General features: G+C 29.7%; 12 protein-coding genes and 1 pseudogene. 4 read left to right on the top strand and 9 right to left on the bottom strand.

Annotated elements, in window-relative coordinates; all coding sequences use genetic code 11:
• A pseudogene (locus tag AACZ53_RS10140) lies at positions 1-526 on the bottom strand (excinuclease ABC subunit UvrA); the annotation flags it as partial.
• Positions 527-632: 106 nt separating this feature from the next.
• On the opposite strand from AACZ53_RS10140, the gene AACZ53_RS10135 reads away from it, so the two are divergent.
• Positions 633-1154, top strand: a complete 522-nt coding sequence (locus AACZ53_RS10135; RefSeq protein ID WP_339837879.1) for a hypothetical protein — start codon at positions 633-635, stop codon at positions 1152-1154.
• Between the two features lie 41 nt (positions 1155-1195).
• Here AACZ53_RS10135 and AACZ53_RS10130 read toward each other — a convergent pair whose 3' ends face one another.
• Positions 1196-3013 (bottom strand): chloride channel protein, encoded by a 1818-nt coding sequence (locus AACZ53_RS10130; RefSeq protein ID WP_339837877.1) that lies wholly within the window; start codon positions 3011-3013, stop codon positions 1196-1198.
• Positions 3014-3109: 96 nt separating this feature from the next.
• Entirely contained in the window at positions 3110-3703 is a 594-nt protein-coding gene (locus tag AACZ53_RS10125) for an acyl carrier protein phosphodiesterase (protein WP_339837874.1), read from the bottom strand.
• 181 nt (positions 3704-3884) lie between these two features.
• Here AACZ53_RS10125 and glmM point away from each other — a divergent pair, with 181 nt between their 5' ends.
• Positions 3885-5273, top strand: coding sequence for a phosphoglucosamine mutase (glmM, locus tag AACZ53_RS10120; RefSeq protein WP_339837871.1), 1389 nt, complete (start codon positions 3885-3887; stop codon positions 5271-5273).
• Between the two features lie 48 nt (positions 5274-5321).
• Positions 5322-6209, top strand: a complete 888-nt coding sequence (locus AACZ53_RS10115) for a hypothetical protein (RefSeq protein ID WP_339837869.1) — start codon at positions 5322-5324, stop codon at positions 6207-6209.
• Between the two features lie 72 nt (positions 6210-6281).
• Here AACZ53_RS10115 and msrB read toward each other — a convergent pair whose 3' ends face one another.
• The 6 genes from msrB to AACZ53_RS10085 are packed head-to-tail and all read right to left on the bottom strand — an operon-like array spanning position 6282 to position 11412.
• Complete coding sequence (gene msrB, locus AACZ53_RS10110) at positions 6282-6725, bottom strand: peptide-methionine (R)-S-oxide reductase MsrB (protein WP_339837866.1); 444 nt, start codon at positions 6723-6725, stop codon at positions 6282-6284.
• A gap of 4 nt (positions 6726-6729) precedes the next feature.
• Positions 6730-7413 (bottom strand): aspartate/glutamate racemase family protein, encoded by a 684-nt coding sequence (locus AACZ53_RS10105; protein ID WP_339837864.1) that lies wholly within the window; start codon positions 7411-7413, stop codon positions 6730-6732.
• Positions 7414-7416: 3 nt separating this feature from the next.
• On the bottom strand, positions 7417-8343 hold the full coding sequence (locus tag AACZ53_RS10100; RefSeq protein ID WP_339837862.1) for an L-histidine N(alpha)-methyltransferase: 927 nt from the start codon (positions 8341-8343) through the stop codon (positions 7417-7419).
• A gap of 6 nt (positions 8344-8349) precedes the next feature.
• Positions 8350-9507 carry an ergothioneine biosynthesis protein EgtB gene (gene egtB / locus AACZ53_RS10095; protein ID WP_339837859.1) on the bottom strand — a complete coding sequence of 386 codons (1158 nt, stop codon included), beginning with the start codon at positions 9505-9507 and terminating at the stop codon, positions 8350-8352.
• A gap of 4 nt (positions 9508-9511) precedes the next feature.
• Positions 9512-9793, bottom strand: a complete 282-nt coding sequence (locus AACZ53_RS10090) for a DUF427 domain-containing protein (RefSeq protein WP_339837857.1) — start codon at positions 9791-9793, stop codon at positions 9512-9514.
• 53 nt (positions 9794-9846) lie between these two features.
• Positions 9847-11412: a YdiU family protein gene (locus AACZ53_RS10085; protein WP_339837855.1), complete on the bottom strand. Its 1566-nt coding sequence runs from the start codon at positions 11410-11412 to the stop codon at positions 9847-9849.
• A 93-nt stretch (positions 11413-11505) separates the two neighbouring features.
• On the opposite strand from AACZ53_RS10085, the gene AACZ53_RS10080 reads away from it, so the two are divergent.
• Positions 11506-13052: S41 family peptidase (locus AACZ53_RS10080; RefSeq protein ID WP_339837853.1), on the top strand; the 1547-nt coding region annotated here is incomplete at its 3' end.

The raw sequence follows: 13052 nt of genomic DNA, 5'->3' as shown, positions 1-13052 counted from the left end.
GTTTAGCAATTTGTTCAAAAAGTTCGCGGTAATGTCCTTTACGAGAACGCACCACTGGAGCTAAAATATTGATTCGTTTTCCATTGAAATCGTTAAGAATCAACTCCTTAATTTGTTCATCAGAATAGGAAACCATTTTTTCTCCTGTATTGTAACTATAAGCATCACCAGCTCTAGCATATAAAAGACGTAGGAAATCATATATTTCTGTAATCGTTCCAACTGTTGAACGTGGACTTTTACTAGTAGTTTTTTGTTCGATGGCGATAACAGGTGAAAGTCCGTCAATTTTATCAACATCGGGTCTTTCTAATCCACCAAGGAACTGACGTGCATAAGCAGAAAAGGTTTCAATGTACCTTCTTTGCCCTTCAGCATAAATAGTATCAAAGGCTAATGAGGATTTTCCTGAACCTGAAACACCAGTGATTACGACCAGTTTTTCTCTTGGAATTATTACATCTATATTTTTTAAATTATGGACACGAGCTCCAATAATTTCGATAGTTTCTTCTGTTTTCAACATAATTTTTTGGGAAAAAGCAAAGATACTATTTTTAAAGAGAAATTTTAAAGAACATTCTATAGAATTTAGTTAAGATTTTCTATTTTTGAATAAAAAATTATACAATATGAAGTTACTAGGGATAGGCTCAAGAATAAAACATCAAGAATATGGAGTTGGTGTTGTGACAAACGTTTCTCCAAAGTTTTATTGGGTGACTTTTATTGAAAACGGATTAGAAACCATTGAACTAGATAGTGAATTTGAAGTTATTGAAGCTTTAGAAGATGAAGTGGATTCAGTAAGTTTTTTTGAAGTTGAAAAAGCTTTAAAAAATTTATTAGAAAAATATAGTGATATTGGACCAAAAGTTTCTATTGCAGACAAATGGAAAGGTGGAAAAATAGTTTTAGAACCTGGAACGCAAACTCAAAATAAAGAAATTCCGATTGATACTTTTTTTAATAAAATTGTAATGGTTAGAGATCGATTACGTGTAATGGAACAAAAAATAAATTCAAGTAATCTAGAATCTTCTGAAAAAATTGAATTACAGCAATACATTACAAGATGTTATGGAAGTTTGACTACTTTCAATGTCTTATTTAAAAATTCTAGTGACTTTTTTGTGGGAGAAAAAACTAAATAAAATATCAAGTCTTTCTGAGTTTAAATTTAGAAAGACTTTTTTTATTCAATCACCATTTCTTTTAATTTTTCTCTATATTTTATTAAAACAAAATGTTTAGAAATTAACCCAATAAATTTTCCATTTTTTAGAACTGGTAAAATTTTTGCTCCACTGTTTTCAAATTTTTCCATAATGGTTTCCATAGTTTCATCATAGAAGACAATTTCCTTGGGTTGTTGCGTGACTTCATTTGTAGAAGTATATTTTATTTTGAAAGCAGAAAACATAAACTTTCTCACATCATCTAAATAAATTAAACCTTCCAATTCATCTTTGTCGTTTAGCACTGGAAATACAACTTCATCTGATTGTTGAATTTTTTCAATCAATTCATCTAAATTTGTTGAAACGGAAACAGCTTTATAATCTGTTTGTAATAGTTTTGATAATTCTAAAGAAGTCAAAATATTTTTATCTTTATTATCGGTAAAAACTTCACCTTTGTCCGCTAAGTGCTTAATGTCAAAAGAATAGGGTTCAAAACGCTTAGATATTGCATAACTTACTGAAGAAACTATCATTAAAGGAACCATTAATTCATAACCACTTGTGATTTCTGCTATCAAGAAAATAGCAGTTAATGGTGCATGAAATAAACCACTTAAAACTCCAGCCATTCCAACTAAAGTAAAATTAGTTACTGGTAATTTTGCTAGTCCAGTTAAATTCACAAAATAGGCCAATACAAATCCTAAATAAGAACCCACAAACAGCGAAGGAGCAAAGTTTCCTCCATTTCCACCAGATCCTAATGTTAAACCAGTTGCAAAGACTTTAACCATCATTGTTGCTCCAACAAAAGCTAATAAAATCCATTTGTTATCTTTAAAACCGTTTAATAAAGTGTTATCTAAAATTTTTTCAGGATGATTATCGGCAATTGTTTTTATACTGGTATATCCTTCTCCAAAAAGAGTTGGAAATAGAAAAATTAGAATAGCTAATATTCCTGCTCCAAACAAGGCTTTATGATAGATTCCAAATTTACTTTTTGTAAAAAAATGCTCAATTTTTCTAAAATAACGGGCATAATAAATAGAAAGTAATCCAGATAATAAACCCAAAAGAACATAAAAGTGTAAGTTGTGATAATCAAAACCTTGTACACTTTTGAAGGAAATTAAAATATCTTCGTCTAAAACAATTGTAGAAATCAATGCTCCAGTTGCAGCACTAATCATAATTGGAATAAATGCTGTTATGCTTATCTCTGCCAAAACTACTTCGATAGCAAATAAAACACCTGCAATTGGGGCGTTAAAGGCAGCTGCAATTCCGGCTGCAACTCCACAAGCTAATAATAACGTTCTGTCTTTATAACTTAATCTATAATTTTGTGCATAATTACTACCAAAAGCAGCACCAGTGACAGTAATTGGCGATTCTAATCCAGCACTTCCACCTAAACCAACGGTTAAGGAACTAGTTATGATTTGTGAATACAATTGTTTTTTAGGAAGAATTCCACCATTTTTAGCAACAGCATACATTATATGTGAAGTCCCTTTTTGAATCGAACCATCTAAAAATTTATGAACTACAAATACGGTTAATAGAATTCCGATTATGGGTAAAACACTATTGCTATAAGGTAAATGAAGATAACCATCTAAATATTGAGAAAATTGATAAACTTTATGCGCAAATGCCTTTAGAATAATTACAGCTAAAGCAGAAGAAATCCCGACCAACACGCAAGAAAAATAAATGAATTGCCTTGGTGTTAAAAAAGTTTTTAAAAGAAAAATAAATCGCTCTAATCGTTTAAAGTTTTTACTTATAAATCGAAAAAAAGGATTGACTTTTTTCGTGGACATTCTGTTGTTGTTTTAATTCTTGCGAAATTACCATTTTTGAATGGATTTTGAAAGATTTTTAAAGTAAACGTAAAGCTTCTCTTTGATTTAATGTGCCTAAATCTCATTTAATTCAACTAACTTTTCTTTAACGTGATTTCGTAATTCTTCAAAAAACAAAGTGAATTCATTTTCAAATTCATCATAAAAAGCCTCTAATTCTTCCACAGAAAACTGCATTTTAGATTTGAATTTAGTGCGATAATCCATTTGAAATAAAATTTTAGAAATACCTTCAACAGTAGCATAACTTTCTAACCAATTTTGCTCAATCATTATAGGAAGAATTCTTTGTGTTTTTGGCGTTAAAGCTTCATAATTATCTTCTAGTGATTGATAAAAACGAAAAACAAAACTGGTAAGAGATTCATCTGAATAGTTTGTCCAATTTTTAGCTAAAAAATGATCATACAAAATGTCGACAATCACACCAGAATAATGTCCATAACGTTCATGAAGTCTGTGTTTGCTAATTCTAAAAGTTTCATTAGCATCTGTAAATGTATCAATATATCTATGCAGAATAATACCTTTTTTGATTTCTTGAGGATAATCCAAATAATCATTTCCACGAATACCATCAGCCATAAAATTGCCGATTTTTATGAAATCGTTATTGTCTGAAAGGTAAATGTGGGCTAGGAAATTCATAGAAAGGGTTAAAAGGTTAGGTAGTTAAAAGTTTAAAAGGATTTAAACATTTCAAATGTAAATGTACAAATTTTTAAATCACTATTATTTCTTGTGTATTACTTTACTTATATTTGTCAATGTTTAGAAATTATGTCAACTCATAACCTTTTAAACTCTTAAACTTTTAAACCAAAAAAATATGACTTTAATAAAATCAATATCAGGAATTCGAGGAACCATTGGAGGAAAAGTAGGAGAGAACCTTACTCCAGTTGACGCTGTGAAATTTGCTTCAGCTTATGGGACTTTCTTAAAACAAAATACTCCAAAAGACAAATTAACAGTTGTTATTGGTCGTGATGCGAGAATTTCTGGTCCAATGATTCATAATTTAGTTCAAAATACTTTATTAGGTTTAGGAATTAATGTGATTGATCTAGGTTTGTCAACAACGCCAACAGTTGAAATTGCTGTTCCAATGGAAAAAGCTGATGGTGGAATTATCCTAACAGCTTCTCACAATCCAAAACAATGGAATGCTTTAAAATTACTAAATGCAAAAGGTGAATTTTTAAGTGGTGCAGAAGGAGAATTAATTTTGGAAATTGCTGAAAGTGAAGCTTTTGATTTTGTAGATGTTGATTCATTAGGTGAAGTTACAGTGAATGATTCATATATGGATATTCATATTGATGAAGTTTTAGATTTACCTTTAGTTGATGCTGAAGCGGTGAAAAAACGTAAATTCAAAGTGGTTGTTGATGGAGTGAATTCTTCAGGTGGAATTGTGATTCCGAATTTATTGGAACAAATGGGTGTTGAAGTCGTGAAATTATATTGCGAACCAAACGGTCATTTTCCTCATAATCCAGAACCTTTGAAAGAACATTTAGGTGATATTTGTAAATTGGTTATCGATGAAAAAGCTGATTTCGGAATCGTAGTTGATCCAGATGTAGATAGATTAGCTTTCATTTCTAACGATGGTGAAATGTTTGGTGAAGAATATACTTTAGTGGCTTGTGCAGATTATGTGTTGAGTAAAACTCCAGGAAACACAGTTTCTAACATGAGTTCGTCTCGTGCTTTGCGTGATATTACTAACAAACATGGTGGAAACTACCAAGCAAGTGCTGTTGGTGAAGTGAATGTGGTGGAATTAATGAAGAAAACCAATGCTATTATTGGTGGTGAAGGAAACGGTGGAATCATTTATCCAGAAAGTCATTATGGAAGAGATAGTTTGGTTGGTGTAGCGTTATTCTTGACACATTTAGCCAATTTAGACATGACTGTTGCCGAATTAAGAGCAAGTTATCCTCAATATTACATGAGCAAAAATAAAATTGAATTAACACCACAAATTGATGTTGATGCGATTTTAGAAGCCATGACAGAAAAATACAAAAACGAAGACATTACAACCATTGATGGTGTAAAAATTGACTTCGCTGAAAATTGGGTGCATTTAAGAAAATCAAACACTGAACCTATTATTAGAATTTATACAGAAGCTCAAACGCAGCAATTGGCAGATGATTTAGCTAATAGAATTATTGGTGAAATTAAGGTTGTAGCTGGGATTTAGTTTAGTTTTCAGTGTTCAGTGTTCAGTTGGCAGTTTAAATCAGTTTCAATGAAAAGGAGTTTCAAAATTTTATTACTTGTTTTATTTCTACATAATATTTCCTATTCTCAAGATAAGAGTAATGTTGAGTGTGGCTTTTTTAGAAACAAAACTATAGAGCAACGAAATGCTATTTTTCCTTTTAATGAAACTGAAACGGTTTTATTAATAAGTTATCCAAATACTAACATTCGAGGATTAAGTAAAATAGATAGTACAAGCCTTTCCAAATATTATGAAATTGAAAAGGAATTTATTTATCAAGATTCTCTAAAATCAAAGATTTTTTTTGCTACTAAAATTCAACAACTTAAAGGTAAATCAATAAATGAATTAAGTAATTTAATGTTTAACTATGATTATAAAATTATTGGGAATAATAATTTGTTGTCAAGAGAAATGATTAATTGTTACTATCCAAGAAATGCTATTTTATTTCTTGATAAAAATGAAAAAGTAATTTCAGTTTTAGAAATTTGTTTTGAATGTGATCAATATTATTTATTTCCAAATTCTAAAGAATTCAAAGATGTTTTAGGATTAGAATGTGATAGAAGATTATTTTTTTTTAGAAAGATATTTGATGATTATGCATTTGCTGATTTTGAAAAATATCAACAAAAAATTATTTTTGAAATAACAGATAATAGTGGAGGTTTACGAGGGACAAAAATAATTATTAAGAACTTTGATGTTGTTAATACTGATTTTAATGGAAAAGCATTCGTTATTTTTAATAATAAAACTAAAAAAGTTGAATTATCATATATGGGTAAACCAACTTTTGTAAAAATCATCAAAAACTGTGATTCTATAAAAGTTGATATTAGTAAAGGAAAAGCATTTTATTTCAAAGACAATAAATTTATCAAATCGAAGAAATTGATTGTTGAATAAATATCTAAACCATTAAGATATTAAGTTTCATTAAGTATCTTAATTTTTCTAAAAACCTTAATGGTTCAAAACCTACTTCACCTTTTTCAAAGAAACAGCGTTCATGCAATAACGCAAACCACTTGGTTCTGGTCCATCAGGGAAAACGTGACCTAAATGAGCCTCACAAGTATTGCAAACTGCTTCAATTCTGATCATTCCAAAGGAAACATCTTTTATGTAAGCTACTGCATTTTCTTTTAAAGGTTGCGTGAATGATGGCCAACCTGTGCCGCTTTCAAACTTTTCGCTTCCATCAAATAATAACGTATCGCAACAAACACAACTATAAATTCCGGGCTCAAAAAGCGAACATAATTCTGAACTATGTGGTCTTTCTGTTCCTTTTAATCTTGTGACTCTATATTGTTCTTCCGTTAATTGTACTTTCCATTCAGCATCTGTTTTTTCTACTTTTTGTTCGGGTTCAGGATTTCCAGTTTTTGCGTATTGTATTAATGTATTCCAGTTTAGCATAGTATTAATTTTTTAAGGTTTTTAGAGCTGCTTTGCATTGTAAATCAATGGTGTCAACCCAATTTGTTTTATTTTTTATGTTCGAAAAAGCAATTGATAATTCTGTACAAGCTACAATAAAAATCACATTTTCTGAATAACTTTCTGTTAATAATTGATAACATTTATTTGTTTTTTCTTCATCAGTACTATCAAAATATACTTTTCTCAATTCATTAACTTGTTCAATAATTTCGTCACTTGGCGTAATTAAATTATGTTTTTTAGGAACAAATGATTTCAAATACTCATCTTGCATGGTAAAAGCTGTTCCTAAAATAATAATATTTGAAATACCATCAACTTCGTTTAATTTTTGGTTTATTAAATTTCCAACATGAAAGAAAGGTTTTGTAGTTTCATTATTATCTAAAACAATATCCAAAGCCTTATGCATTGTATTATTTATCAAAATTGCACACGTAATTTCCTGTTGATCTAAATATTTTATGGTGGGAGTAATTAATTCAGCCACTTTTTCCATTTCATAAGGTAATAAAGAATTTATCTCTTTAAAATTTAAAGAAACGAGTAGGATAGGACACGAATTTCCTTTTCCTTTTTTTTGTTCGTACAAAGCATTTATTTTCTGATAAAAATAAGCTGTTGCTTTATAACCAATACCACCAATTATTCCAATGGAACTCATTTTTTACTTTTTAAACAAACTTATTGCATAATTCTTTCCATCATCTAAAAAATGTTCTACACTTTTAAAATCAATATTATTTTTAAAAGTTTCAATGGTGTTTAAGCTATATTTTTGCGAAATTTCTGTGTGAATCAATTCGTTAGCTTTAAAATGAATTTTTTGATTTTCAATGGTTACAGTTTGTTCAATTTTGCTAAAAATATAACTATAAGTTGTTCCAGAAATCGGATCATAATTAGCATAATGGTCAAATTTTTCTATATCGAAATTTCCGTTTATTTCGCGATTAATTCTCTTTAATAGATTCAAATTGAATCGTTTGGTTATTCCTTTTTCATCATTATAAGCTGCCAAAACTTTATGCGGATTTTTTTTCAAATCAAAACTGACCATAAGGATATCGCGTTCGTCCATCATGTCGTATATTTTTTTCATGAACAATTCTGCACTTTCTGTATCGTAATTTCCAATGGTACTTCCTAAAAACAAAATGATTTTCGGATTATCGTGTACCAATTTATCTAAAGTTTCAAAATAATCACCAGCAATTGGATACATTTCAATAGACGGAATGTGAACCGTTATATTTTGCTTATTTGTTTCCAAAACATCTGCAGAAATATCCAAAGGATAATAAACTACTTTCTTATTTAAATCGGTAATTCTTTTTAAAAAGTGCTTTGTTTTTGAGCCATCACCAGCACCTAAACCTACTATATCAAAACTGTCATAACCAAAACTTTTTACAATTTTTTCTGTTTGATTATTTAGAATTTCTAATTCGCATTGTGGAAGATAATAGGCTTCCATTTGCATTATTTCTTGAAAAATTTTATCACCAGCATCATCATAAAAATATTTTGACGGAAGTGTTTTTAGATGCTTTGAAAGTCCTTCAATTACATCTTTGTAAAAAGTTTGATTCATTAATTTTTATTTTTGTACAAGTCTAATACCAGAAAATATCCAACGTGAACTAGTGTGGAAAAAATTCCTGTATGTTTTTCGACTGTGATTTTTTGGTGTTGCTATAGATGAACCTCTTAAAATATGCTGGTTCACCATGAATTTTCCGTTGTATTCTCCTAAAGCTCCTGCAGCTTTTTCAAAATTGGGATAAGGTAAATAAGCACTTGATGTCCATTCCCAAAGTTGGCCAGAATTTAGTTTTTCGGAAGCAATTTCCCATTCAAATTCGGTGGGCAAACGCATTCCTTTCCATTCGGCAAAAGCGTAAGCTTCGTAATAACTGCAATGCATTACTGGTAAATTTGGATTAACTTTTTCTAATCCATTGAAATCATAATAATGCCATTTATCCCCCATTTTATACCAATATAAAGGAGCTTTAATGTTGTTTTTATTGATAAAATCCCAACCTTCTGCATGCCATATATTGAAATTTTCGTAGCCACCAGCATTGATAAATTCAATAAATTCACCATTTGTGACTAACTTATTAGCAATTTCTGTATTTTGGATGTATGTTTTATGTAAGCCTAATTCATTATCAAAACAAAAGTTGTCATTGTTATGTCCAATTTCATAAACACCTTCTTTTATTGAAATAAATTCGGACTTTTGTGTTTCTTCTTTTAAATGCATTTCCGTTTCAAAAGAAGGAAAAGTTGGTTGATTTCCTAAAATAAATTTAATATCATAAGCCAATAATTCCTGATGCTGTTCTTCGTGATTTATTCCAATCTCAATAAGTTTTAGAATTTTATCGGAAGAATTATTTTCAACTAAATCAATAACTTTTTGGGTTACATATTTTCGATATTCTAAAATTTCAGTTACAATTGGTCTTGTCATTAAACCTCTATTTGTTCGTAAAACTCTTTTGCCTGCATTGTTGTAATAACTGTTGAATAAAAAACCAAAATCTTCATGAAAAACTTTATAATTTTTATCAAATTGAATCAAGATGAACTGTTCAAAAAACCAAGTAGAATGAGCTAAATGCCATTTTGGTGGTGAAACATTTTCGTTGGGTTGAACCGAATAATCCTCAATAGCTAATGGTTTACAGAGGTTTTCCGTTGCTGTTCGAGTTGCTTTAAATTTTTGAATGATGGTTTCAATATTCATAGTTTTATTTTTCAACAGTTACCCCTTTCCAAAAAGCGACATAACCCTTTATAGGAGTAAATCCAGTTTTAACTTCTGGATAAAACCAAGCAGCATCTTTGTTTTCGTTACTTTTAACATTAATATTATAATAACTAGCTACACCTTTGTATGGACAAGTTGTATGTGTTTGAGATTCTGAAAAGAATTCTTTTTTAATGCTTTCCGCTGGAAAATAATGATTTCCTTCTACAACTTGAGTTTTCTCACTTTCTGCGATGACTTGATTGTTCCAAATAGCTTTCATAGTTTTATTTTTTTTAATCTGAACTTGTTTCAGATTCTGTTTATTATTAAATATTATGAACTACAAGACAAAGCAGAACAGCCTACTTTGTTTTTAGCCCAATCAGGTCTTTTGGCGAACCATTTTTGATATTGCTCTTGCTCTTCGTAGGGATTTAAAAGCATTTCATAAAGTTCATTGAGTAAATTATAGTCTTCTTTGTCAGCATCATCAATCGCTAATTGAGCCATATAATTACGTAAAACGTATTTTGGGTTAACCAAATCCATAGCCGTTTTTCTTTCCAAGTCCAATTGATTTTCTTTTTGTAACTGATTGATATACATCGTAAACCAATACATCCAAGTATCATAAACTGAATTTTTAGCTTCTTCTAAAGTATAAAAAGCATCTTTTATTTTCTCAAACGCATTTTCAACCGAATCTTCTTTGGAGACTTGACTCAAATTTCTAAAGAAAATCGTCATATCTGTTTGTATTAATTGCAGGTTTTCAGTTAGAAGATAAATGCTATTTTTAGTTTCTTGATTTGAATTTTGTAATCCTAACTTATTGTACATCATTTGTATGTAATCTTCTTCATATTTTATTGGAAAGGCATTCAAAATTTTCTCCAATGGCTTGACTTCTTCAATTAATGGAAATAAAGCATTCGCTAATTGCAATAAATTCCATTGAGCGATTTGAGGTTGATTGCCAAAGCGATAACGTTTATGTTCATTATCAGTAGTATTTGGTGTCCAATTTGGATTGTAATCTTCCAACCAACCATATGGGCCATAATCAATTGTGATTCCATGAATGGACATGTTATCTGTGTTCATAACACCATGCACAAAACCAACGCGTTGCCAATGTACTATCATTTCTCGTGTTTTATCAGCTACAGTTTCAAAGAATTCAAGGTATTTATCTTTTCCTTCAGTTTTAATTTCAGGATAATAGTGTTTGATGGTAAAATCTGCTAATAATTGAAGATTTTTTAGATCTTCGCGTGAAGCAAAAAGTTCAAAATTTCCAAAACGGATGAAACTTGGTGCTGTTCTACAAACAATAGCTCCTTTTTCGTAGTCCTCATTTCCATTGTATAAAACATCACGTAAAACCATGTCACCACTTGTAAATAAAGCTAAGGAACGTGTTGTTGGAACACCTAAATTGTACATAGCTTCGCTACATAAATGCTCCCGAATAGAAGAACGCAAAACAGCTAAGCCATCACCACGTCTTGAGTAAGGCGTTTTTCCAGCTCCTTTTAACTGAAACATAGTACTTTTGTTATTGTAAATCGCTTCAAACAGCGTAATTGCTCTTCCGTCACCTAGTTGTCCGGCCCAATTTCCAAATTGGTGACCAGCATAAGCCATGGCATAAGGCTTGGAGTTTTCTAAAACTGTATTTCCTGTAAATACATTTAAAAATTCTTCTGATTTGGTTTCTTCTAAAGAAATTCCAAGATTTTTAGCAACTTCATTTGAGACATGAATTAAACTTGGATTTTTTGGTTTCACTGGATTTACATAAGAAAATGCAGCTTCAATTACTTGCCTAGTAGCATTTGATTGAATCAAATCGGCTGGTAATTCTTTAGTAAAAAGGTTGTTTATTTTTTCTTTCAATTTTAACATAGGTAAATTTACAAAAATTAGATTTTATTTAACTTTTTCATTTCATAAAAAATGGTTAATTTGTCGATTAATCAATTGAAATCTATGAAAAAATATTTTTTTTATACTATTGTTGTTTTAATTTTCAGCAATTGTTCTACAGTAGAAAAACATAATGCTTTATTGAATAAGGACTTGTCGGTTGAAGAACAAATTGAAGATGTGAATTATTTGGAACGAAAAATTAAAAAAATTCAACCTAGTTTGTATGAATATGTTTCAAAAGATGAATTAAGAAGAAAATTTGATAGCGTAAGAAATACAATTACTATTTCTTTAAAACCCAATGACTTTTACTTTAAAGTAAGTCCGCTTTTGGCTTCAATTCGTCAAGGTCATGCTTCAATGAGTCCTTTGGTTACAGAATATTCTAAAAAAGAGTCAAAGGAAATGAAGAAAAAAGGACTTGGACCAGTTTCTCAATTTGATTATAAATTTATAGATAACAAGTTGTTTATTGTAAAGAATAAATCTAAAGATTCAACTATTCAAGAAGGAACAGAGGTTGTTTCAATTGATAATGTGACTCCACAAGAATTGTTTTCAAAATATAGAAAAACCTATTCTTCTGATGGTTATAATGAAACATTTATTCCTTACGCTTTTACGATGCGTTTTGGTTCTTATATTTTTTATGAATTAGGTATAAGAGATAGTTTGAGCTTTAATCTTAAATGTTATGATTCAGTTTATACTAAATTGATTAAAAGATTTCCGGATAAAAAAGAGGTAAAAAAAGAAGAAAAAAAAGATTCACTTTCAGATTCTAAAAAGAAAGATTTAACGGTTAAAAAATTAACTAAAGAAGAGAAAAAGTTAGCTAAGAAGAAGAAGAAAGAAAAAGATTCGTATGATTATAATTACGGATATGACAAGGCAAATAAAGAATATACAAAAACCTTAACATTTACTGATATTGACAGTTGTACTGCCATTTTTAAGATTAAAAACTTTTCAAAAGGTGGTTATAAAGAAGCTTATGAAGAAGTATTTGAGTTATTAAAAAAAACTAACACAAAAAATTTAGTTTTAGATTTAAGAGGAAATCCTGGTGGAAGATTAAACGAAATTCATGAATTATACTCTTATCTAACAGCCGACTCTACTTTTCAATTGATTGAAGCAGCCAAAGTTACATCAAAGACCAGTTTGTTAAAAGCTGATTATTTGAGTTCAATACCAAAATCATTATATATTTTGGCTATTCCAACTTATCCTGTTTATGCAAGTGTTTTGATGTTAAAAACAAGAAAAGATGAAAATGGTGATTATCGTTTTAGAATGAAAAGTAGTAAAGAAAAACCTCATAATGCAGATTATTTTGATGGAAAAATTTATGTTTTAATTAATGGAGGAAGTTTTTCTGCTGCTTGTATTATATCGTCCAAATTAAAACAAAATCCAGAAATTACATTTGTTGGAGAAGAAACGGGTGGAGCATTTAATGGAACAGTTGCTGGTAGAACTTCTTCTTACGAATTACCTAATTCTAAATTAAGAACACGTTTGTGGATTATGGATATAGCTGCGACAAATAAAACGGTAGAAGAGGGAAGAGGTATTTTTCCGGATAAAGAAATAATTCCCTCAGT

It is taken from the genome of uncultured Flavobacterium sp. (assembly GCF_963975005.1).
Taxonomy (GTDB): domain Bacteria; phylum Bacteroidota; class Bacteroidia; order Flavobacteriales; family Flavobacteriaceae; genus Flavobacterium.
The sequence above is the reverse complement of the archived record's forward strand: the minus strand, read 5'-3'. Positions and strand labels throughout refer to the sequence as shown.